Here is a 22424-nt window from a genome sequence, read left to right as displayed (position 1 = left end):
TTACTTTTATTTTTCTTATTTTAAATAACAACAGTTTTAAAGACCTGAATTCAAAATTTTAAACAGGAAATATATCAGCCTTTAATTTCAGTAATTTACCAGTTTTTACTGAGGCTGCTTCAATAAATTTGAGTATTGAAGATGTTGGTTGGGTTGATCAAGCTGTGGATTAGGAGGAGTATATCCCTTCTCATCGTTCGGCCTTTGAGAGAATTCAATATGTAGGTTCGGTTGATCCAGTTGCGGATCTTGGGGTTGGTTATTCATGTTTAATTCCCTCTTTTCAGATTGTGAATCTATATCACCTAAATTACAACACTAGCAATTTACCCTTTTTTTTACTTTATCTCAGTCTAACTCTGTATCAATTTACTTCATTGTAAACCGACAGCACTTTATATTACTGATTCCCCACTAGACCTTTAAAATCACGTTCACAATTGTTACCTAAAATCACATGTCTTTAATATTAAGAGCAGCATTAAAAATAACTTCACTTATATTGAGTTCATAATTATTTAATACTGAGACTCCCCAAATTAATGTCAGCTAAGATCAAAGCCAGAAAATAACGACTGTATAAATTAGAACTCCGGCTGTTGAAAAAATCATTTAGTAAATATGCTCACGTGGAGTTTGCAAAAATTAGCTCTCACTTGACAGGCATTCTAAAAAAATGAGGATAAATTAAACAGGATTCAACTTCTACATCAAGTACTAAAGCAAAAAAAGCCAACCTTTTAAAATTAAAAAGACTGGCTTAAATTTAATTGAAATTATTGAAGCTGCTAGGGACGTAAACGATTCCATGCATCACGTGAAGCGTGTTTAGCCTCCTCCCAAGAGAGTCGTGATTCTGCTTTTGATTGCTCCCATTTAGACCGAAGATCGGGTTCTACATCTTCAAACCTTTTGGATGAATCATAGGTAGATAAATCCTCATAACCTACCCGATAGGCATGCCGATAATCGCGATCATAGTCCAAATCCGGATAAGTATTTTGCAAGGACTTATAATAGGGTTGATGAGCACTGTTTTCACGCCAATAGGTATCTTCAACAGTGGGATCTATCGCTTCACCTGCTGTACTGCCGGCTATACCTCCCACTATGGCACCCAATGCTCCACCGACAATAGCTCCGATTGGGCCACCCGCACTGCCGATTGCGGCTCCTGCAGCAGCTGCACCTGCAGCACCTACACCTGTGCCCACTGGATGTGGATCTCGCTCATCAGTGTGTGTATCAGCATTTAAATCCTTTCTTGTCTGATTTGGATTGTTGTTATTACGATCATCATCAGGGTTGACCATCTTTTTTCTCCTTATCACATTATGGTGTTTAGGGAAAATGGCTGGTTCTAGCCAGTTTCACTTCTCACGATTTATCTTCAAAAAACATTTAGTTTAAATGTATTGCTATTGATCAGCTTTCACATCAATGTACCGCTTCTACGCACTTGAGCTTATTTTGTGCATAGGGCTAAGCAGTGTATTACTTTGCCTATTCTTTAAATCGCCCATATTTTCATTTTTATTTCTTTCGTATAGGGAATAAAGAATAACTGCAATAATTACAACGACTATGACAGCGATTATGATTTTTACATCTTTTGAGTTCATATTACTCTTCCCTTTTGTTAAATAATGAAACAATAAATCTGGTAAAACCTTGAACCCCGAGATAAACCCTGCATAACAATTAATATTCAGCGAGCAGAAGATCAAAGTTTTATTTGGGTTGTTTATCGGGATGTTCTTGGTGATGATCGTTTTGTTGATTTGGTTATTTTTGTGGGTTTTGTTTATCTGGTTCTTGAGTAGTCATAGTCATTTATATTTACCTCCTACAGTAGGTATTTTGATATATAACGCCCAAATCCTGACTTTCTTTATTAACTTTACTCTTTATATTTCATTCACCAATTCTTCATCTGTTTCAATTTCCTTCAATGTAAATTTTATAAATCTATATGCTTGATACATAATTAAAACTTAAAAAATTTATTAACATTTATTACTAAAAGCATCACAAGATTTAAGCAATAAACCACAAAATAAATCAATAATTCAATACCAAACATAGTGGACTGGAAAGCTTTAATCAGTAATTGCCGAATCAGGCATCTTATAATCAGCGAGGTTTAACCCAGTTAGGGACATTTCGAGCCTATGTGGAATTTTACTTAAAACAGCATCCAGATATCGCGCAAAATCAGTCTTTAATTATTCGCCAATTACAACTGACCGGTGAAAATTTTCCAGTTGAGATTTAGGCGTTTACAAACACCGCGGTATGGAAGGATTATGAGGCGACAATCGGATAATTTTGATTATCTGATTGCGATTATTCCAGAATTTGGTTTGAAAGTTTATCAAGCACCCTCAGGCGCTGACTTAAAGGAATCATCGAATGTTTCTTAAAGCCAATGAATAAAATAAAAGCCTGAAACTGCATGCAGTTTCAGGCTTTTTAATGGTGTAAATTTATTGCTTGAGAATTTAAATTATGAGTACAGAAATAACAAAGTGCTAAACACCCACCAACATCAGATGATATGTGTAGCGTTATACGCTCAGCCCGCTTGAGCAAATTGATGCAGCTCTATGAGTTCTTGGATTATTCTTTGAAAATTATGTCCGAGGTCAGACTGATCTTCCCAGATACTTTTACCGTTGAGCAGCATGTTCTGATAAGCCTGATCCTCATAGATTACCGTATTCAAAAACTGAGTACCGGGCATATTCTTAAGCAAGTCCTGAGTTTGTATCAACTCTGAAAGTTGATGCTGATCAGGAAGCTTATTTAATACAGTATAAACTTTTAATTGAGTATTATATTGTGCGATCCCAATCGCCAATTGCACCAGTTCGGTTTCAAGCTGAATATCTTCTGGATTGATCGAGTTGGGAATAATCAGCTTATCGGCATGTTTCAGGACTGAACGTAAAGCGGGTGTATCCTGGCCATCAATATCGACGACTATATGATCAAAACGCTGTTTTACCATTTTCAGACGATGATCCAGACTATGGCCATCCTGCTTTGCTATATCCAGATGCTCAAAAGAAAATAGTTTATTTGAGTGATTCGCCCATTCATAATCATGACCTTCCAGATTGGCATCTATTAGCATTACGGAGCCTTGGCCACGTAAAGATTTAGTCAAATGTACTGCTATCGTGGTTTTCCCTGAACCTCGTTTACGGCTGGCCACTACCCAAATACTCATATCCAATTTCTCTCACGTGTAATTCTTTTCATTATGAAAAATGGTTTAAACCTTAATATAATTATGAGTTTAGAATTACGTATCTATCATGAAATGTAAAGTCTGATTTTGATAATATTTTGTGGAGATTTCGCCCAATTCTGCACTTGTAAATATTGAATCCTTTATAATCACTCCAAAGCAAAATGCATGATAAGAGTACGTTAATGTTTCGATGGCTTGAAAGACTGGTTGATCCCTATCCCACCAAAAACCTGAATCAACCTTTACCGACCAAGTTTTTTCCCTTTGTCTGGCAGGCAGCCTACGGCGTACGCCGTTATTTACTGTTACTGGTATTATTTACTGCAGGCGCGGCAAGTTTTGAAGCGGTACTGTATGCAAAAATTGGCGATTTGGTCAATTGGTTGAGCAAGAGTCAACCCGACACCTTCTTAGCAGAACATGCGCAAAATTTAACCCTCTTGACCTGTATTTTGCTGGGCAATATTTTATTCGCTAGCATGCAATCCCTGATCAAGCATCAAATTTTATACAGTACCTTCCCCATGCGTCTACGCTGGCGCTTTCACAACTTGCTCCTGCTGCAAAGTCTGGATTTTTTCCACAATGATTTTGCCGGCCGTTTATCTGCCAAAGTGATGCAAACTTCACTTGCGATCCGTGAATTCTGGGTAATTTTGGGTGACATGCTGGCTTATGTGCTCATTTATTTTGTCACCATCAGTGTTGTTCTGGGTGCGATCTCCCCGCTGCTGATTTTGCCACTGATGCTGTGGTTGGTGCTGTTTATTGTTGCGGCTTGCTATTTTATTCCGCGTTTAAGCCAGATTTCCAATAAACAGGCAGATGCACGTGCAGTAATGACCGGTCGCGTAACAGATGCCTATACCAATATCCAGACCGTGAAACTGTTTGCCCATGCGGGTCGTGAAAGCCAGTATGCCAAAGAATCCATGCAAGGTTTCATGATCACGGTTTATAGGCAAATGCGCTTAGGGGTGCAGTATGAAATCAGTATTAATTTACTCAGTGTGGTTTTATATGTAGGCGTGTTAGGGACAGCTATTTGGCTCTGGATCAATGGGCAAGCTCAACTGGGTATTATTGCAGCCACGACGGCCATGATCTTAAAACTCAACAGTATTGCCGAATTTATGATGTGGCAATCATCCGCTTTGTTTGAAAATGTCGGTACCATTCAAGACGGCATGAAAACTATGGGCCGCCCGATCAGCATTCAAGACAAGAAAGATGCCCAGCCTTTACTGGTGCCACAGGGTGAAATCAAGTTCGAAGATGTCAGTTTTGCCTATAACAATAGAAATGTGATTGATCATTTAAATTTAACCATTAAACCGGGTGAAAAAATTGGCATCGTGGGGCGCTCTGGTGCAGGTAAATCCACCCTGATTCAGTTATTGTTGCATTTTTATACTCTCAACCAAGGTCGCATTTTGATTGACGGTCAAAATATTGAAGAGGTAACTCAAGACAGTTTGCGTAAAAGCATTGCCTTGGTGACTCAAGATACTTCTTTGTTGCACCGTACGGTGGCTGAAAATATTAAATATGGTCGTCCGCATGCAAGCGATGAAGAAATGTTTGAGGCGGTTCGTAAAGCCAAAGCTGAAGATTTCATTCCGCAGCTGACCGATTTACGCGGTAAATCTGGCTATGAGGCCTATGTAGGTGAACGTGGGGTTAAACTCTCTGGGGGGCAACGTCAACGCGTGGCCATTGCAAGGGTATTTTTAAAAGATGCGCCTATTTTGATTCTAGATGAAGCGACCAGTGCTTTGGATTCTGAAGTTGAAGCTGCGATTCAATCCAGTCTGGATGACTTGATGGAAGGCAAAACCGTTATTGCCATTGCCCATCGCCTGTCGACCATTGCTCAAATGGATCGTTTGGTTGTACTGGATGAAGGCAAAATAGTGGAACAAGGCACCCATGATGAACTTGTGGCCCTGAATGGTATTTATGCACATTTGTGGCAAAGACAAACAGGCAGTTTTTTGATAGAACAACAGGCCTTAAAGAAAAAGGAAGCGCATTGATGCTGTATTTGGAAGATATAAAAATGGGTGATCGTTTCATCAGTCGTGAATATGAAATGACTCTGGAGTAAATTAAGAAATTTGCCCATGCTTAGTATCCGCAAGTTTCCATACTGATGAAGATCAGGCCAAAGCGCATCCCATTTTTCATGGAATTGCAGCCAGCGGCTGGCATACGTGTGGCGTGACCATGCGTTTATGAACAGAATACTTTCCTGTCGCTTATGGCCTGATTGGTTCGGAATCCAACCTGCACTGGCCACGTCCAACCCGTCCTGGCGATAAAGTTCATGTGGAAGTTGAAATTATCGCCATTAGGCCATCAAAAACCAAAACTGACCGCGCTATATTGAGTTATGTAACTCAAGCATGGAATCAGAATTATGATGTGCTACTTATCTCTGCAACGAAAATTTTGGTTTTTAAAAAATAATTCAAATCTGTTTAATTTACAGGCTTTGATAAATTGTCGAACAATTTTAACAGGATACTGTTTGTTTTCATGCCAATATAAAAAATCAACAAATAGAAAAACCGACTTAAGTGCAATGGATAGCGCATGAAAATGATTTCTCCAAGACAGGATCAGGGAATACCTGGGGTTTACGGTCTATTGCTGCTCGATGTAGTGTCACGCTGGGGCTACAATGCAGAAGCCTTGTTTACCCCCTTCCATTTAAGTAGTGAACAGCTGGCAGAGCCAAATTTTCGCATTCCAACCCCTGTGGCAAATGAGCTGGTTAAACACGCATTACGTTTAACCGGTGAACCGACGCTGGGTTTTCATTTGGGTACTCAAATGCGAATCTCCATTCATGGTTTTATTGGTTATGCCATCATGACCGCACATGAGATCAGCGATGCTCTGGTTTTGGCCAACCGCTTTATTCAGCTGCGTTTACCATTTTTACAGCTTTATTTCTCAACCTTTGGCGAGAAGGCAACGCTGCAATTGCAATGCGATTTTGATATTGAGCCTTTAAGAACTGAAATTACGATTGCATTGACCTTCGGCATTGTCACAATGGCCAAAGCCTTAACGGGTTGTGAGGATTTATCTGGCGAAATTGATTTTGATTTCCCGAAACCAGCCGGTTTTGAGCGTTATATGGCAAAATTTCCGTCGCATCATTTCCGTTTTGAACAACCCCATTTACTCTCAAGTTTTGATAAAAAATACCTGAGTTTAAAAATGGTCAATGCCGACCCGATTGCCAGCCAGATTGCCATTAACCAATGTGAAGCTGAACTCTCGGCATTAGGTGAGCGCCGTCGTTTGGCGATGCGGGTGCGTGACATTTTGACCAATTCGGAACAGCATTATTTAAGTATCGAAAATGTCGCAGATCGACTGCATATGTCTGATCGGACTTTAAAACGACAATTGGCTGCTGAAGGTACGTCATTTTCAACCATCGTGGATGAAGTGCGTTATCGTCATGCAACATCGCTGCTTTCCCGCACAGATTACACCCTGGAGCTGATTGCAGATAAATTGGGTTATAGTGATGTGGCCAATTTTAGCCGGGCATTTAAACGCTGGAGTGGCCGTAGTCCAAGCAATTGGCGTAAAGATCCTTACTTATAAACTTTTGTTTTGATCAAAAAACCTGTATAAAACATGGCAAAAATGATTTGAATATTTTAAAGGAGTCATCAATGAACCATCCTTCAGAATTAAAGTACGCCAGTACACATGAATGGGTCAAAATTGAAGGTGATCTGGTTGTTACAGGTATTTCCGACCATGCACAAGATGCTTTAGGGGATTTAGTCTACGTAGAAGCGCCAGAAGTAGGCCAGCAAATCACTGCCGGTGAACAAGCCGGTGTGGTGGAGTCGGTTAAAACAGCTTCAGATATTCATGCACCTGTTTCAGGCGAAGTCGTAGAAGTGAACCCCGACCTGGAAGATGATCCGGACTTTGTGAATGATGATCCATATGGCAAGGGCTGGATTTATAAAATCAAGCCCAACAATATGGCAGATGTCGAAAAATTACTTTCAAGTAGTGAATATGAAGCAGGTTTATAATCCTGTTGATATCCATTAAAAATCAGTCTTTAGGACTGATTTTTTTATTTCAGGCGAACCTTAGTTAAATATATAAAAATCATGCCTAAAATTACAATACGAGATTATTATCAAATAAAACCAGACAATTAAATAAGCTAAGATATTTTATTATTGCTTCAGCTATCCTTTTTAAGCCTAATCCTCTAAAATATATATCATCTAACGATGATCTGACTTATTTTTATTTATTATAAAAACATTTTTCTAGTCCACAAAAATAATTGCCTCGATAAGCCTGATAAATCGTCTACTTCTTACGAATATAGGTAAATTATGTCTCCTATAAATACAGAACAGTTATGGAATAAGTCCTTTATTCTATGTCTGGCCAATAATCTATTTTTGTTTGTGTTTTATTTTGCCCAAACCACAATTTTACCTATTTATATTTTAAATGAGTTACATGGAACCTTGGCCCAAGCAGGTTTAGCCATGACTTTATTTATGGCATCCTCAATCGCAGTTCGTCCCTTTAGTGGTTTAATTATTGAAAAATTTGGTCGTAAAAAAACCTTATATGTTTCCGAAGCCTTGTTTTGTCTGTTTTCTTTTGCTTATTTATTTGCTGACAATTTGAGCTTTCTTTTAGTTATTCGCTTCTTGCATGGAATTTGGTTCAGCATCTTAACCACGGTTACCGTACCAATTGCCAATGATTTTATTCCTGCACAGCGTAAAGGCGAAGGCATGGGATATTTTGTCATGTCTATTAATTTGGGTATTGTACTTGGCCCTTTGCTCGGCTTGACATTAATTCAGCCGCTGTCTTATCCCATGGTCGCAGGAATTTTAGCTGCCATTATCTGTATAGGTTTTATTTTTTGTTTTATGATTCCCATTCAGACAGAAGCCAAACCAGTACAAACGAAAGGCAAACCGCATTTATCTTTGCAAGATTTTGTAGAGAAGAAAGCTTTGCCCGTGTCAATTATGGCCATGATCATTTCTTTTTCTTATGCCAGTATCATGTCGTTCATTTCAACATTTGCCGAATCAAAAAATCTGCTTCCCTATGCCAGTTTGTTTTTTGTAGTCTTTGCCATTTCAATGATGAGCTTGCGACCAATCACCGGAAAAATTTACGATCGTAAAGGCCCAAATTATGTGGTTTACCCTGCTATTGCGCTATTTTCTATTGGACTGATTGTTTTAAGCCAGATCAACACCTTGACTGGATTGATGCTTGCTGCAGTGTTTATCGGTATGGGCTTTGGTTCGGCTCAGCCCTGCTTGCAAACCATTTCCATTCAGCGTTCCCCGAAAGATCGAATTGGACATGCAACTTCAACTTTCTTTACCTTTTATGACATCGGAATTGCGGTTGGCTCGATCTTGCTCGGTGCGGTGATTGCTCATCAGGGCTACAGCTTTGCCTATCTACTTTGTGCAGTTATCACGGCATTGAGCTTAGTTTTTTATAAAATATTTGTAGATCGCAAACATAATGCAGCCTAAAAAGGCCATCTAGATTCGTATAAAAGAAATAAGCATCATCCTAAAATGGGATGATGCTTATTTTTATCGTAGCGCTGGATATTACTTTTCCATTATTCAATTAAGCTTGGTTCTCTTCCTTGGTGTCATTTTCTTCCGGATTACTTTCTTGCACCATGCTAAATGATGTTGTTGAACCGGGTACAGATTGATCCTCTCTCGAACTTTTTAATTTGATCTGTAAACGCAATTCATTCATGGAATCTGCATTACGCAAAGCTTCTTCATAACTAATCGCGCCTTGATTATACAAATCAAATAAAGCCTGATCGAAAGTTTGCATGCCCAATTCACGGGATTTTTTCATGATTTCTTTGAGTTCATGAAGTTGACCTTTGAGAATATTATCAGCAATTAAAGGGGTATTGAGCAAAATTTCAATGGCTGCACGACGTCCGCGACCATCTTGAGTACGCACCAGTCGCTGGGAAATAATCGCCTTCATGTTGGAAGACAAATCCATCAGTAATTGATTTTTTCGTTCTTCCGGGAAGAAGTTAATGATCCGGTCAAGGGCCTGATTGGCGTTGTTGGCGTGTAGCGTGCCCAAACACAAATGTCCGGTTTCGGCAAAGGCAATCGCGTGTTCCATGGTTTCGGTATCACGGATTTCACCAATTAAAATGACATCCGGTGCCTGACGTAAAGTATTTTTCAAAGCATTGTGCCATGAGTGACTATCTACCCCAACTTCACGGTGAGTAATCATCGACTTTTTGTGTTTATGTACAAATTCAACCGGGTCTTCAACCGTAATAATATGCCCGGCTGAGTTTTCATTACGATGATCAATCATGGCGGCTAAAGAGGTCGACTTACCCGAACCGGTCGCGCCAACCACTAAAATTAAACCACGTTTTGACATCATTACATCTTTAAGCGATTCAGGTAATTTTAACTGGGCAAAATTTGGAATTTCCGCAGTAATGGTACGAATCACCATACCCACTTGTAACTGTTGTTGAAATACATTAATACGAAAGCGCGAAACTTCTGGAACGCTAATGGCAAAGTTACACTCGAGTTCTTTTTCAAATTCCTGTCGCTGTTTTTCGTTCATTAAACTATAAGCAAACAGTTTGGTTTTATCCGCGGTTAGCGCTTGCTGTCCAATCGGTTTCATCACACCCTGATGCTTAATACTCGGAGGGAAATCTGCTGAAATAAATAAGTCTGAGCCACCATATTCCACAACTTTGGTCAGCATATGAAATATTATTTTACGCGCTTCTTCCAATAATTCCGCACTATACATATTTGTTCCCATTTAAACTTACTTCAAGTATTCAGCCATACATACAGTGAATTGTATTTCTTAACCAATTAGTTATTACTTGGTAGCATTTTTATTATTCTGCCTAAAGAAATCATACGACTCAAATCTGTTAATTCTAATCAGTTAAAGTAATTAGTAAAAAATGTATAGAGCATCAACAAAATATTGTTCTAAATTTAAATAGATAACACAAAGATGCTTATAAGCAACAATACAGCCCCGATCAACGGGGCTGTATCAGAAAATAAGTATGTTTGCTAAGAAATATTAGGCACTACGCTTTAATTGAGAAATACGAAGTGAATCAGTAACTTTCAATAAAAGTTGCTGTGTTTTATCCCACCCCAAACAGCCATCAGTGACAGATTGACCATAGGTCATCTCACATGAAATTTTTTGCTGACCATCAACCAGATGGCTTTCTAGCATCACACCACGGACATTGCTATGAATGCGTTCATCTACAATGGTGCGTAAAACTTCTGGTTGTAATAAAGGGTTTTTATGGCTGTTACCATGACTGCAATCAATCACCAAAGCAGGTAACTCCCCTTTGGTTTTTTCTTTAATTTTTTCAATTTCAGCCAAGGCGAAGTTAGGCCCTGAATTTGCACCGCGTAAAATCAAATGCGCTTTCGGATTACCCTTTGATTCTAAAATACAAGGAAAGCCAGATTGACTCATGCCTAAAAATTGATGGGGATGCGTGGCAGATTGAATGGCATCAAGTGCAATTTGAATAGAGCCATCTGTACCATTTTTAAAACCAATGCTGTACGGCATATGGCTTGAAATTTCACGGTGAATTTGTGATTCGCTGGTACGTGCACCAATTGCACCCCAAGCCAGTAAATCATCGAAATAAGCAGTTGCCATCGGGCTTAAAATTTCCGATGCAATCGGTAAACCCATTTCGATAATTTGTAAGTATAACTCACGTGATTGTTCCAAACCCAATTGCATATTCGATGAACCATCTAAATTTGGGTCATACAGAAAACCTTTCCAGCCAATGGTGGTACGTGGTTTTTCAATATATGCACGCATCACCAGAAAAATTTGATCAGATACCTGACTTTGTAATTGTTGTAGTTTTTCAGCATATTCAAGTGCAGAAATCGGGTCATGAATTGAACATGGACCTGTCACCACCATCAAACGATGATCTTTGCCATCTAAAATGTTTTGAATGGTTTGACGCTGCTCGGCAATTTGTTGAGCCAGTTTTGCAGATAAAGGCAATTGCGCCTTTAATTGATGAGGCAAACTTAAAATGGTTTCTTTTGCAGTCGTTTGCGTTTGTTGTAAAGCGGTATTTAAAGCATTCATTGGTCTTTCCTAGGGACTTTTTCCAGTCCAATCTTTTATTTGAGCGTTATGGGTCTAATGGATTGCGAAGCAAGAGTCATGACTTGACTAAAATAAAACCAATAAGAGTTGCTAAAATATGAGTAATTTAATTTTTTCATGAAGTAACTCCAAAAATATATAAAAAAATAAAGCATAAAAAAAACCTGATCAGGGTTGCCGATCAGGTTATAAAACTTGGTGGGCAACCATTTCTTGCCCGAACGCGTTCAGGCAATTATCTAAATTGCCAAAAATAATAACGTGCGTTTGAGATGACGGGTTGCTTTAACATCTTTATTTCTTCAAAAAAAGTATGTGTCTTGAAATTAAAATACGCTTTATTGATAAATTTGACAATAGTTTTATACAAAATAAAAATACATAAATCAGTCAACTTTTACTTATATATTGTTTAAAAATAAAGCTTGGCACTCAAACTTTAATCTAAGCGTTTTTTATTTTTACCTTCTTGAGATAAATTTTTTAATATCTCAATACAGCTGAGTAATTTCTATAAAAATAAAAGACCCTCAATTGACATTAAAAGATAGAATGCGATCTGTTGCGCAGGCTTGATTTGTTTACTACATATAACGAAGGATGTATTCATGTTCCAACATGTTGATACTTATGCAGGTGATCCAATTCTTTCTCTGATGGAAGAGTTTGGAAAAGACCAACGCTCTCATAAAGTTAATCTAAGTATTGGCTTGTACTACAATGAAGACAATATTGTTCCTCAACTTAATGCTGTTAAAGCGGCTTATAAAAATATTGCAGCGAGCAATGATCAGGTCAAGCTCTATTTACCTATGGATGGTTTGAAGTCTTATAACCAAGCCACACAAGCACTTGTTTTAGGTCAAGATAGTCCAGCCCGTCGTGATGGTCGTGCGGTAACGATTCAAACTTTGGGCGGTTCTGGTGCACTGAAAGTCGGTGCAGATTTCTTAAAAAAATATTTTCCTCAATCTGATGTTTGGGTCAGCCAACCGACTTGGGAAAATCATATTGCCATCTTTAATGGTGCTGGTCTGCACACGCATTTCTATCCGTATTTTGATGCAGCAACCAATGGCGTCAATGTGCCTGCGATGCTGGAAAAATTGAGCCAGCTACCGGCAAAAAGCATTGTGTTGTTACACCCGTGTTGCCATAACCCGACAGGTGCAGATTTAGTTCCTGCTGAATGGGATCAAGTGATTGAAGTATTGCAAAAACAGGATCTGATTCCATTTTTGGATATTGCCTATCAAGGATTTGGTCAAGGTCTGGAACAAGATGCCTATGCCATTCGTGCCTTAGATCAAGCGGGGATGAATTTTATTGTCAGCAATTCATTCTCTAAAATATTCTCCCTCTATGGTGAACGTATCGGCGGCTTAACCTTTGTCTGTGATGATTCAGCCACTGCACAAAAAGTATTGGGGCAATTAAAAGCCACTGTACGTCGTATTTACTCAAGCCCTCCCACTACAGGTGCCTTGCTGGTGGATAATGTTCTAAATGATGCTGATCTGACTGCGCAATGGCAGGCTGAACTGAAAGAAATGCGTGAACGTATTATTAAAATGCGTCAAATTTTGAATGAGAAATTAAGCCAGGCCTTGCCTGAACGTGATTTTAGTTATCTGGTCAAACAGCAAGGCATGTTTAGCTATACCGGTTTGACGGCTAAACAGGTGGATATTTTAAAAGATCAATATGCTATTTATCTGGTGCGCAGTGGTCGTATGTGTGCGGCAGGGCTGAATCTAAGTAATATTGATTATGTCGCTGAGTCTATTGCAGAAGTCATTAAAGCTACTGCTTAAACAAGCGGATATAAAAAAAACGGGCATATCGCCCGTTTTTTTTATTTTGAAGAAAATTAATCTTTAAAATGGATGACTGTGCGAATTGATTTACCTTGGTGCATCAAGTCAAAAGCTTGATTAATTTTGTCTAGTCCCATGGTATGCGTGACAAAAGGTTCAAGTTGAATCTCGCCTTTCATGGCATCTTCAACCATACCCGGAAGTTGCGAACGACCTTTCACACCACCAAATGCTGTACCCATCCATTTACGACCGGTGACCAATTGGAATGGACGGGTCGAAATTTCCTGGCCTGCACCTGCTACACCAATGATGACGGATTGTCCCCAGCCACGGTGGGCACATTCGAGTGCTGAACGCATGACATTGACGTTGCCAATACATTCAAACGAATGATCTACCCCCCATCCAGTCATTTCAACAATCACTTCCTGAATCGGTTTGTCATACTCTTTTGGATTTAAGCAATCGGTTGCCCCGAATTCTTTCGCGAGTTCGAATTTTTCCGGATTGGTATCGATCACTATAATACGGCCTGCTTTGGCTTGACGCGCACCTTGCACAACTGCAAGACCGATACCACCCAAACCAAACACCGCAACTGAATCACCCTCTTGAACTTTGGCCGTGTTATGTACAGCACCAATTCCTGTGGTTACGCCGCAACCCAATAAACAAACCTGTTCTGGATTTGCTTCCGGGTTGATTTTCGCCAAAGATACTTCTGCAACCACGGTATATTCGCTAAAGGTTGAACAGCCCATATAGTGATAAATCGGCTGGCCATTATAAGAAAAACGGGTTGTGCCATCTGGCATTACACCTTTACCCTGGGTTGCACGAACAGCGACACACAGGTTGGTTTTTCCCGATTTACAGAACAAACATTCACCACATTCCGCAGTATAAAGTGGAATCACGTGATCGCCAGGTTGAACACTGGTCACGCCTTCTCCGACCTCTACGACAATACCTGCACCTTCATGACCCAATACAGCCGGAAAAACACCTTCAGGATCATCACCCGACAAAGTAAAGGCATCGGTATGACATACTCCAGTATGGGTGATTTTCACTAGGACTTCACCGGCTTTGGGTGGAGCAACGTCAATCTCAACAATTTCGAGCGGTTGACCCGGCCCAAATGCAACAGCTGCACGTGATTTCATGAAATGACCATCCTTTATTTGATTCTTTAACAGATGAGCTACAGTAACCGCTTTTTAATGGCAGATTCAACCTTTAACATGATGATAATATGTACTTATAACTTTATGACTTCATAATAATTATGCAGATTAGACACTCTATTCAAGCTGTCTTACTTTCATTTGCAGTCATCACACTGACAGGATGCAGTTTGCCGATGAATGAATCAAAAAATCAATCTCCTATTCACATTCATGCTGAACACTGGTTAAACGGTTCCAATGCTAATACGCAGATGGTACAAGGCCTAACGGCTTATTTGACGCTGGATGATGCCTTTATCAGCATTGCTTCAAGACTTCATCTGATTAATAAAGCGCAATATAATCTCGATTTGCAGTATTACATTTGGGAAGATGATTCGATTGGTCATCTGATGTTAGCTGAGCTTTTAAAAGCAGCTGATCGTGGAGTAAAAGTTCGATTACTGATTGATGATCAGAACGGAACCCAACTTGATTTCACCTTAAAACAACTGGCAAAACATCCGAATTTTGAGATTAAACTTTTTAATCCATACAAATTCAGAAAATTGCGCATCATTGATTACGCATTCCGTCTAAAAAACGTTAACCATCGCATGCACAACAAACTGATTATTGCTGATGGGGCTATAGCGGTAACAGGTGGACGCAACATCAGCCGAGAATACTTTGATGCCAGTGAAAATTTCCAGTTTACCGACATGGATATTTTGTTCTATGGCACAGCAGTAAAGCAGGCAAATCAAGTGTTTCAGGACTTCTGGAATGATGATTTAAGCTATTCAGTTCAACAACTTCTGGGTGATGCTACTCAAGAGCAACTTTCCAAATTACGTAAATATTATGAATTGACGGCTTTACAAAAAGATCAGCTGAAAAAACGGATTGAATTGGCGGAAAAACAGATCCATCAGCACTTAAAAGACCGTCCCATCCATTGGGCCAAAGCACATTTTATTGCAGACTCGCCGGATAAAATTCGTGGAGAAGCCTCAGGTGATCAACTGATTTACCGTCAGATGCTGAATATTATGGGGGAACCGAAGCAGCATCTCGAACTGGTTTCTGCCTATTTTGTCCCAACCGAAAAAGGTACAGAATATTTAGCTCAGCTGGTCAAAAATAATGTTGAGGTTCGCGTACTGACCAATTCATTCATGGCCAATGATGTTCCTTTGGTACATGCCTTTTATAAAAAATATCGTCATGATTTGCTGCAAGGCGGGATCAAACTGCATGAGTTTAAGCCCTATATCGAACGCAATAAACGTACTTGGTATGAAGTAGTGACAGGCAATGTGATTCCCGCCAAAAATAAAAATGCATCGAGCTTGCACGCAAAATTCTTTGATATCGACGGCATGGTGTTTATTGGTTCATTTAACTTTGATCCACGTTCAGCCAATTTAAACACTGAAGTGGGATTGGTGGTTGAATCAAATCTACTTCAAGATGAGATTTCCACCTCACTCGATCAATATTTACCGCAAATTGCTTATGAATTAAAACTCAACCCGCAAGGTGAAGTAATTTGGCTGGATCATCAAAAAGATGGATCTATCATTGAATATATTCATGACCCTGAAAGTACGAAATTTCAACGTTTTGCCATGAAAGCAGTGTCTTACTTCCCAATTGAATGGATGATGTAATGACAAGTTAATGACAGTGAAATTCATAAAGACTTTTTCATTTCCTTTTGGTTTTTAAAAATATGCTGACTGATTTAAATCAATGGGACTGGGTAATTATTTAATTAACGTTATGGTTTTGACTTATACAAGATAGCATCTCATTTATACATATTTTAGATCAATCTACACAATGATTTTACTCATTTCCTGATTTGCTTTAACATTCCACTTTTCGAGTTTTAACTCACATTCTCCTGATCGTGACCCTCTGCAATGCAATTTTTTGATTTAAGTCGTCAATTTAATTTAAGTGATATTTTAGCGCCCTACAAAACACTGAATCAGCTTGGACAACAAGAATGGTTTTTAGCCAAAGTCCATGTGGAATATGACTGCTTATCTGGTTCTGAAATTCTAGAAGGTCAGGCTGTTTTGAAATCCAGTGAAAATATTCAACTGGAACTGGAATGGCTCATTCAAGATACCGGTGTGGAATTGCAGGTCTTATTTAAAGGCATTGAAACTGAAGCAAATGAAGAAACCTTGCTCTTGGTTAAAGGTGCTCAAATTATAGATAGTGATCAACAGAAAATTTCTGCACAGGCTTTAAGTTTATGGATTGATGGCACATTATTACCGATGCTACCGAATATCCGCCGTGAAATTAAATCCCGTTTAAATTTATGGGACTATGTGGAATATGATGGATAAATCATAAGCTTGATTAAGATTAAGCATATTTAAATATCAAAATTTTGATAATTTTCGATTGCAGCGGTTATTCATGTCATGTTTGCAAAAAGATTTGTCTAAAAATCCAATACAACGATGTGCCCCATTTTTGGTCTGATTTTACTCATGTGCGGGATTTTAGCGTGCATGCATTTAGATGAGTAAAATATCTCAAAATGATGTCTTTTAGTTCATGATTTAATTCATAAAACTTACTTGTAGTAAGCCTATTTCTTTAAATAACTTTTTATAGGCTTCGGCTTTTTTCTCCACAGCGAGTGGATAAGCACGAGATGAAGATGGCATACGATATAAAGTCAGGTCGCGTTCAGCAAAATAAGCTTGAGAAGATTCACCAATCACCGGTTTAAGTGTTCCCTCAGGCATCGAAAGCATTAAAGTATCTGTGGCTTTATCGCCCGTGGTCATAATACTGTGACATTGCGGAATCTGTTGTAACAGCTTAGATAAATCAGTCGGTTGGGCTATTTGCAGGAATTTATCTGAAGCATTGCCTTTTAAGCGAACAATTTGATACGCCGTATCAAAAATTGCAATGCCTTTTTGGTTTAAAAATTCACGGATCTGTTGTTCCTTAAAATTTTTATTCGCGATATCTAAAAAGTGTTCTTTATTTTGAAAGAAAACCAAACCAAAAATTTTCCACATATCATTTTGATAATTTGGATAATAGAATTCCATTTTCCAGCGGCTTTTAGGGGGTGGAAAGCTGCCCATCATTAGTAATTTGGCATTTTCTGGCAGAAAAGGTTCAAGTGGATGGGTTTCAATTTCCAGTTCAGTGCTCATAATATCCCCTTTTTTAGTCTTTAGCTTAATCTAAAACATTTGACGGATTTTATCTGCCACTTGTTTACCCCAAAGTGCATATATTTCCTTACTGGGATGAAAACCATCCGTGGCCATTGCTAAATCGAGTACTTTAAAATGTTCTAAATCGTACTCGATCCATTGCATGTTGGCTTGCTGCAGAATAAATTTCGAAAGATTTTGGTTCATACCTTTGGCATATTGTCCAAATAACCATGCCAATGGATTGGGTAACGCCGGAAACATATTCATCGGTGGTACACCAGATGCAATAATCAATGCAGGGGTGAATTTCTGATTAATTTCCGTATATAGTTGTTGCTGCTTTTTAATCCAGTTTTTAGGTGATGTCAGTTTGGTAATGTCATTTACCCCTACAGAGGTAATGACGACATCAAAATGTTGAGCCGACATACTTTTTGCAGTTTTAAACACTTGTCCAGTGCTATGCCCTGTTTTCGCTTCCAGCATATAAGTTATTTCATATTGATCTTTTAACTGATTCAACACCGCACCCAGTAAAGCATCTTCCTGAATTTCAACACCGACACCTGCCGCCGCTGAATCGCCTAAAATCAAAATGGACAATGGCGATCCGCTTCCAATCATCCCCTGACGGTTTCCTTCGGGTTCTGCTAAGCGTAAGGTCTTTTTTTTGACTGCATTACCTTGAATAATCAGGGATGGAATAAGGAGGATCGTTGAAATTTTTAAAAACATAGATGAAGTAAGTGGTGGAAATATCCTGATTAATATACGGTTTTATGTTGTTAAAATCATTGACCGAATGTGCAGATCGTTTGAAATACCCAGCCCCGAATATTTTTAAACATGAAATATTATCTTATTTCAATGATATGCAAAATTACTGAATATCCCTAGAGCTTTTGATATTTTAGTTGAACAAGCAAAATTTCCTAAATTTTCAAAATTCTTTAGTAAAGAACTTCTCCCCTGGATAAATACTCATGTCCCGAATAAACGCAATCCTCAAAAACCCGTATTGCTTGATTCCAGTTTAGAGGGCTATTTTAGAAACCTCTCCTATTGTTGCGCAGGATTTAAAATCCCAAGCCCATGAGGTGACTTAAAAAAGTTATATTGGCGGGCATTCTTATGTAAAATGGCAAGTGATGGTGCATGATGGCTTTCATTAAGTTCTTTGGAAAAGAAACCATTTTTTGATTATTAAATCCTATTCTTAATGATCGGATTTTTTTATTTATACGATTAAAGTCTCATCACTTTACTGATTAAACTTTAAAAAGCTGTAACTATTGTCTCTAAAGCGAAACTTACTATTCAGTAAATATCTTATTTCAATTTTTTTAAAATTTAGCTCTATATCTATTTAGAATAAAAAAATTAGTTTTTCAGTAAGTTAATAAAAATTAATTCATAAAAAAGCTAAACGACTATATTTTTTGGAATAAATTGTCTATGTTTCACATGGGATTCATATTAAAGTGATTCTAATAATTTGAATACGAAACTCTTGTAATTTTATTATTGACTTGGTCAAGAGTAATCAATATGGACTACTGGAATAGTGTTTTATTAATAGCAATCATTGCAGTCGTGGGTCTGAGTGTTATTACCTTAATAGTCGGCTGTAAAATTTGGAAAAATCTTGTCGTTACGCTCATCATTTCAACTCTGATCAGCTTTCTCATTTTATGCGCCATTAGTTTTTTGTGGAGACAAGGTGTTTATGTACCTTGGAGTAACAATAATCTTTGGAATGAGATACTTACGTTTGAAATGGGACTCATGAGTTTTGTCATCGGTGGAGTGAGCACCTTCATTATGATGTTGGGTATTCTTATTTCTAAAAATAATAGATAATTGCCGTTGCTTATTGTGACCTTAAAACTACTCTTTATAAGTTTTCCGTATCTGCCAAATATAAATCCGCTTTTGTAAATCTATTATTTTTATTAGCATACTCACTTAAATTTTATTGAAAAATCTAGAAAAATAAAAGGCGCATTTAGCGCCTTCGGTTTATTAGATCTTTAACCCAACTTATTTACCCATTTTAAAGGCAAAATTTTCATTGCCAAACCCAGTGGCAACCATGGCCATTGTGGCACATAAGCTTTGACTGGTGCTTTTTCAATGGCTTTTACCAGTAAATGCGATCCAGTTTTTTCATCGACTTCAAAAGGCAGTTTCTTCGCGCCTTCATTCAGTTCGGTACGGATATAGCCCGGGAAAATGGTTGTCACTTTAATAGGCGTATCAATCAGCTCGGCACGAATCCCTTCAGCCAAATGTGCAACTCCAGCCTTGCTTGCTGCATACGCCGTTAAATGTTTAGGCATACCACGCATGGCACTCATCGAGGAAATCATCACCAGATGCCCTGAGTTTTGAGCACGGAAAATTTCAACGGCCGCCTCACATTGCGCTAAAGCAGAAATAAAATTGGTTTCTACCGTGGCACGGTTAATTTCAAAATTTCCCTTACCAATACGACGACCTTCCCCTACACCTGCGTTTACGATCACACGATCGATCGTGCCAAAGTCTGCCTTGAAAGCTTTAAACACTTCAAAGACTTGATCGTAATGGGTTACGTCCAAAGTTTTCGCAATCACCTGAATGCCATATTGGCTTTCAAGTTCTTGTTTTAAAGTTTCCAGACGTTCCAGACGACGTGCGCAAATCGCAAGGTTATAACCTTTTTGTGCAAATTCACGTGCCATACCTGCACCAATCCCCGAACTTGCTCCGGTAATTAATATTGTTTTTGCCATGACCGATTCCTTTTCCTATTTTTTTAATCTTAAATCCATGTCAGCAATTGAGGATCTTTAGCTTTAATGAAATGATGCTCATTTAAACTCAGTAATTGCGGCTGGTTTCCCACCAAACGTAATGTAGTCATACTGGTATTGGTAATCGCCCAATTCAGTGCAAAAGTACGATTTGCATTAAGTTCGAGTAATTTTCCAGCAGCCACGGAAATCACCCCACCTGAGGTAAACACCACGGCATAACGAGGTTTGGTTTTTGCCAGTTCATCACTTAAATTTTGTAGTGCAGTTTCTACACGGCTTTTAAAATTTGGCCAGGATTCGTCATATTCATGGTGATATTTACCACCCGTCCAGCGTTCAATGGCACCTTCGAAAATTTTGGCTAAATAGGCACGTGGATTGGCTTCATTTTCGACATCCTGTTTTAACAAATGCGGTTCATTAAAGCGCGGTTCATATTGGGCAAAAACCTGTTGATGATTAAACTCATTCCAGACATTGTCAGTGATGATATGGGTATCAGGAAAACATTCCGCCAAAGCAAGATTGGCGGTTTGTTGATGGCGCTGCATGGAACCTGCAACCACATAAGGTTCTTCCTTCAGAATATGATTAAAATATTGACCCAATAATTTTGCCTGTAATTCCCCATTCGGTGAAAGTTTGTCATAACTTTCTGCGCCAAAGGACGCCTGTCCATGACGAATCAGATAGATCGTGGTCATTTTACTTTTCCTAAAATTTCCTGAAGTTTTGTTTTATATTTCTGTGCAATATCATTGGCTTCAAACTTTTGCTTACCAATCAGTTTTAATGCACGAATATGTAAGGCATGAATGACAATCCAGAAGTCTTTAAATGCCGGATTATTGGTTTGTTTATGATAATAACGATAATAAATTTGTTGCGCGATCACGGCTAAACGGAAGATCCCGAACACTTCATAAAAAGTCCAGTTTTCAGTTTGCAAATTCATCTTTTCTAAATAGTAATCGACCACTTGTTTACGGCTAAACATGCCTTTTAAATGGGTGGGCTGACGACGTGTCGCTTTAAAAATCATATTATCGGTCTCTTCAACCCAATAGGCCAAAGCTGAACCCAAATCCATCAGTGGGTCGCCCAGAGTTGCCATTTCCCAATCCAGCACACCAATTACTTCTGTTGGATTGTGCGGATCTAAGATCACATTATCAAAACGCCAGTCATTATGAATGATGCAGGTATTGGTATCGGCAGGAATATTGTCTTTAAGCCAGTTACGTATATATTTAAATGACGGTACATTTAAGGTTTTGGCTTTTTCATAACGAGCATCCCAGCCCTCAACCTGACGACGACAGTATCCGTCTCCCTTCCCCAATTTTTCAAGTTCAGTCCCTTGATATGGCACCTGATGCAATTCAATCAATTTATCAATGACATTGACACAAAGTTTATTTACTTCGGCTTCGCCAAATTGTAATTCAGGCGGTAATTTTGCCCGTGGGATAATCCCTTTAATGCGTTTCATCACATAAAAGTCACAACCGATTACCGATTCATCCTGACACAGCCCCACCATTTCAGGCAGTACTGAATAGAAAGGCGAAAGATGATACTGCACATGATATTCACGTGCCATGTCATGGGCAGATTTAGCTTTTGTGCCTTTAGGCGGACGACGCAAAATTAAATCGGCATTGTCATATTTTAAACGGTAAGTCCAGTTAGACGCACCGCCTGAATACTGAGTGACAGCAACCTGACCTTGTAGATCAATACCTTGTTGTTTAAGCCAATTTTCTACCGCAACCACGTCCAGCTCTTCACCTTCACGGACATTTCCACCGACATCAATAACTGACATGCTTATTTCCCTAAATCTTCAATTTTAAAAGACTTGTTACTCTACTTATTTATACCGCTTTCATTTTCCATTGACAGGAAAATTTGAATAAAGTTGTAAGAACTCTCATCTAAACAGT

The 22424-nt window shown here is 38.7% G+C and carries 19 protein-coding genes and 2 pseudogenes; 10 read left to right on the top strand and 11 right to left on the bottom strand.

Annotated features, from left to right (window positions below):
- Positions 1 to 105 precede the first annotated feature (105 nt).
- Positions 106 to 267: a hypothetical protein gene (locus E0H80_RS16605; RefSeq protein WP_165494292.1), complete on the bottom strand. Its 162-nt coding sequence runs from the start codon at positions 265 to 267 to the stop codon at positions 106 to 108.
- 521 nt (positions 268 to 788) lie between these two features.
- Entirely contained in the window at positions 789 to 1313 is a 525-nt protein-coding gene (locus tag E0H80_RS07520; RefSeq protein WP_131364599.1) for a hypothetical protein, read from the bottom strand.
- 758 nt (positions 1314 to 2071) lie between these two features.
- On the opposite strand from E0H80_RS07520, the pseudogene E0H80_RS16830 reads away from it, so the two are divergent.
- Positions 2072 to 2423: pseudogene (locus E0H80_RS16830) on the top strand (mechanosensitive ion channel family protein); the annotation flags it as partial.
- A 152-nt stretch (positions 2424 to 2575) separates the two neighbouring features.
- Here E0H80_RS16830 and E0H80_RS07510 read toward each other — a convergent pair.
- Positions 2576 to 3232, bottom strand: coding sequence for a hypothetical protein (locus E0H80_RS07510; RefSeq protein WP_131364597.1), 657 nt, complete (start codon positions 3230 to 3232; stop codon positions 2576 to 2578).
- Between the two features lie 206 nt (positions 3233 to 3438).
- Here E0H80_RS07510 and E0H80_RS07505 point away from each other — a divergent pair, with 206 nt between their 5' ends.
- The 5 genes and pseudogenes from E0H80_RS07505 (at position 3439) to E0H80_RS07485 (ending at position 8823) form a co-directional block, all read left to right on the top strand.
- Positions 3439 to 5292, top strand: a complete 1854-nt coding sequence (locus E0H80_RS07505; protein ID WP_131364595.1) for an ABC transporter ATP-binding protein — start codon at positions 3439 to 3441, stop codon at positions 5290 to 5292.
- Positions 5292 to 5725, top strand: a pseudogene (locus E0H80_RS16825) (dehydratase). The gene E0H80_RS07505 and the pseudogene E0H80_RS16825 overlap by 1 nt, the downstream one beginning before the upstream one ends.
- A gap of 126 nt (positions 5726 to 5851) precedes the next feature.
- Positions 5852 to 6880 carry a helix-turn-helix transcriptional regulator gene (locus tag E0H80_RS07495; RefSeq protein ID WP_131364593.1) on the top strand — a complete coding sequence of 343 codons (1029 nt, stop codon included), beginning with the start codon at positions 5852 to 5854 and terminating at the stop codon, positions 6878 to 6880.
- Positions 6881 to 6951: 71 nt separating this feature from the next.
- Positions 6952 to 7326, top strand: coding sequence for a glycine cleavage system protein GcvH (gene gcvH / locus E0H80_RS07490; protein WP_067867270.1), 375 nt, complete (start codon positions 6952 to 6954; stop codon positions 7324 to 7326).
- A 315-nt stretch (positions 7327 to 7641) separates the two neighbouring features.
- Positions 7642 to 8823: an MFS transporter gene (locus tag E0H80_RS07485; protein WP_131364591.1), complete on the top strand. Its 1182-nt coding sequence runs from the start codon at positions 7642 to 7644 to the stop codon at positions 8821 to 8823.
- A 100-nt stretch (positions 8824 to 8923) separates the two neighbouring features.
- On the opposite strand, the gene E0H80_RS07480 is transcribed toward E0H80_RS07485, so the two are convergent.
- Both E0H80_RS07480 and E0H80_RS07475 read right to left on the bottom strand, forming a co-directional pair.
- On the bottom strand, positions 8924 to 10117 hold the full coding sequence (locus E0H80_RS07480) for a PilT/PilU family type 4a pilus ATPase (protein ID WP_131364589.1): 1194 nt from the start codon (positions 10115 to 10117) through the stop codon (positions 8924 to 8926).
- A gap of 288 nt (positions 10118 to 10405) precedes the next feature.
- The gene (locus E0H80_RS07475; RefSeq protein WP_131364587.1) at positions 10406 to 11467 is read right to left on the bottom strand and encodes a 3-deoxy-7-phosphoheptulonate synthase; all 1062 of its coding nucleotides are present in this window, start codon (positions 11465 to 11467) and stop codon (positions 10406 to 10408) included.
- Between the two features lie 629 nt (positions 11468 to 12096).
- Between E0H80_RS07475 and E0H80_RS07470 the strand changes: the two genes are divergently transcribed.
- The gene (locus tag E0H80_RS07470) at positions 12097 to 13302 is read left to right on the top strand and encodes an aromatic amino acid transaminase (RefSeq protein ID WP_131364585.1); all 1206 of its coding nucleotides are present in this window, start codon (positions 12097 to 12099) and stop codon (positions 13300 to 13302) included.
- Between the two features lie 56 nt (positions 13303 to 13358).
- On the opposite strand, the gene E0H80_RS07465 is transcribed toward E0H80_RS07470, so the two are convergent.
- The gene (locus E0H80_RS07465) at positions 13359 to 14474 is read right to left on the bottom strand and encodes an S-(hydroxymethyl)glutathione dehydrogenase/class III alcohol dehydrogenase (protein WP_131364583.1); all 1116 of its coding nucleotides are present in this window, start codon (positions 14472 to 14474) and stop codon (positions 13359 to 13361) included.
- A 122-nt stretch (positions 14475 to 14596) separates the two neighbouring features.
- Between E0H80_RS07465 and E0H80_RS07460 the strand changes: the two genes are divergently transcribed.
- Together E0H80_RS07460 and E0H80_RS07455 are read left to right on the top strand one after the other, a co-directional pair.
- Positions 14597 to 16150, top strand: coding sequence for a phospholipase D family protein (locus tag E0H80_RS07460; RefSeq protein ID WP_131364581.1), 1554 nt, complete (start codon positions 14597 to 14599; stop codon positions 16148 to 16150).
- 255 nt (positions 16151 to 16405) lie between these two features.
- Positions 16406 to 16843 (top strand): hypothetical protein, encoded by a 438-nt coding sequence (locus E0H80_RS07455; protein WP_131364579.1) that lies wholly within the window; start codon positions 16406 to 16408, stop codon positions 16841 to 16843.
- A gap of 219 nt (positions 16844 to 17062) precedes the next feature.
- On the opposite strand, the gene E0H80_RS07450 is transcribed toward E0H80_RS07455, so the two are convergent.
- Positions 17063 to 17674, bottom strand: a complete 612-nt coding sequence (locus tag E0H80_RS07450; protein WP_131364576.1) for a uracil-DNA glycosylase family protein — start codon at positions 17672 to 17674, stop codon at positions 17063 to 17065.
- Between the two features lie 30 nt (positions 17675 to 17704).
- Positions 17705 to 18415 (bottom strand): SGNH/GDSL hydrolase family protein, encoded by a 711-nt coding sequence (locus tag E0H80_RS07445; RefSeq protein WP_131364574.1) that lies wholly within the window; start codon positions 18413 to 18415, stop codon positions 17705 to 17707.
- A gap of 813 nt (positions 18416 to 19228) precedes the next feature.
- Here E0H80_RS07445 and E0H80_RS07440 point away from each other — a divergent pair.
- Positions 19229 to 19540 carry a hypothetical protein gene (locus E0H80_RS07440; protein ID WP_067867292.1) on the top strand — a complete coding sequence of 104 codons (312 nt, stop codon included), beginning with the start codon at positions 19229 to 19231 and terminating at the stop codon, positions 19538 to 19540.
- Between the two features lie 170 nt (positions 19541 to 19710).
- Here E0H80_RS07440 and E0H80_RS07435 read toward each other — a convergent pair whose 3' ends face one another.
- The 3 genes from E0H80_RS07435 to E0H80_RS07425 are packed head-to-tail and all read right to left on the bottom strand — an operon-like array spanning position 19711 to position 22306.
- A complete protein-coding gene (locus tag E0H80_RS07435; RefSeq protein WP_131364572.1) occupies positions 19711 to 20454 on the bottom strand; it encodes an SDR family oxidoreductase in 744 nt (247 codons plus the stop codon).
- A 29-nt stretch (positions 20455 to 20483) separates the two neighbouring features.
- Positions 20484 to 21182, bottom strand: coding sequence for a histidine phosphatase family protein (locus tag E0H80_RS07430; RefSeq protein ID WP_131364570.1), 699 nt, complete (start codon positions 21180 to 21182; stop codon positions 20484 to 20486).
- Positions 21179 to 22306 (bottom strand): phosphotransferase family protein, encoded by a 1128-nt coding sequence (locus tag E0H80_RS07425; RefSeq protein WP_131364568.1) that lies wholly within the window; start codon positions 22304 to 22306, stop codon positions 21179 to 21181. Before E0H80_RS07425 ends, E0H80_RS07430 begins: the two co-directional genes overlap by 4 nt.
- Positions 22307 to 22424 lie beyond the last annotated feature (118 nt).

Origin of the sequence: Acinetobacter sp. ANC 4779, from assembly GCF_004331055.1 — a bacterium.
Taxonomy (GTDB): Bacteria; Pseudomonadota; Gammaproteobacteria; order Pseudomonadales; family Moraxellaceae; genus Acinetobacter.
Note: the sequence above shows the minus strand (reverse complement) of the source record. Positions and strands in the feature narration are given on the sequence as shown.

Bases quoted from the DNA above. Each gene is read 5' to 3' on its own strand.
- E0H80_RS07455 (WP_131364579.1), top strand. From the start codon at position 16,406: ATGCAATTTTTTGATTTAAGTCGTCAATTTAATTTAAGTGATATTTTA.
- E0H80_RS07450 (WP_131364576.1), bottom strand. From the start codon at position 17,674: ATGAGCACTGAACTGGAAATTGAAACCCATCCACTTGAACCTTTTCTG.
- E0H80_RS07505 (WP_131364595.1), top strand. From the start codon at position 3,439: ATGTTTCGATGGCTTGAAAGACTGGTTGATCCCTATCCCACCAAAAAC.
- E0H80_RS07445 (WP_131364574.1), bottom strand. From the start codon at position 18,415: ATGTTTTTAAAAATTTCAACGATCCTCCTTATTCCATCCCTGATTATT.
- E0H80_RS07495 (WP_131364593.1), top strand. From the start codon at position 5,852: ATGAAAATGATTTCTCCAAGACAGGATCAGGGAATACCTGGGGTTTAC.
- E0H80_RS07485 (WP_131364591.1), top strand. From the start codon at position 7,642: ATGTCTCCTATAAATACAGAACAGTTATGGAATAAGTCCTTTATTCTA.
- E0H80_RS07425 (WP_131364568.1), bottom strand. From the start codon at position 22,306: ATGTCAGTTATTGATGTCGGTGGAAATGTCCGTGAAGGTGAAGAGCTG.
- E0H80_RS07435 (WP_131364572.1), bottom strand. From the start codon at position 20,454: ATGGCAAAAACAATATTAATTACCGGAGCAAGTTCGGGGATTGGTGCA.
- E0H80_RS07465 (WP_131364583.1), bottom strand. From the start codon at position 14,474: ATGAAATCACGTGCAGCTGTTGCATTTGGGCCGGGTCAACCGCTCGAA.
- E0H80_RS07475 (WP_131364587.1), bottom strand. From the start codon at position 11,467: ATGAATGCTTTAAATACCGCTTTACAACAAACGCAAACGACTGCAAAA.
- E0H80_RS16605 (WP_165494292.1), bottom strand. From the start codon at position 267: ATGAATAACCAACCCCAAGATCCGCAACTGGATCAACCGAACCTACAT.
- E0H80_RS07460 (WP_131364581.1), top strand. From the start codon at position 14,597: ATGCAGATTAGACACTCTATTCAAGCTGTCTTACTTTCATTTGCAGTC.
- E0H80_RS07470 (WP_131364585.1), top strand. From the start codon at position 12,097: ATGTTCCAACATGTTGATACTTATGCAGGTGATCCAATTCTTTCTCTG.
- E0H80_RS07480 (WP_131364589.1), bottom strand. From the start codon at position 10,117: ATGTATAGTGCGGAATTATTGGAAGAAGCGCGTAAAATAATATTTCAT.
- E0H80_RS07510 (WP_131364597.1), bottom strand. From the start codon at position 3,232: ATGAGTATTTGGGTAGTGGCCAGCCGTAAACGAGGTTCAGGGAAAACC.
- E0H80_RS07430 (WP_131364570.1), bottom strand. From the start codon at position 21,182: ATGACCACGATCTATCTGATTCGTCATGGACAGGCGTCCTTTGGCGCA.
- gcvH (WP_067867270.1), top strand. From the start codon at position 6,952: ATGAACCATCCTTCAGAATTAAAGTACGCCAGTACACATGAATGGGTC.
- E0H80_RS07520 (WP_131364599.1), bottom strand. From the start codon at position 1,313: ATGGTCAACCCTGATGATGATCGTAATAACAACAATCCAAATCAGACA.
- E0H80_RS07440 (WP_067867292.1), top strand. From the start codon at position 19,229: ATGGACTACTGGAATAGTGTTTTATTAATAGCAATCATTGCAGTCGTG.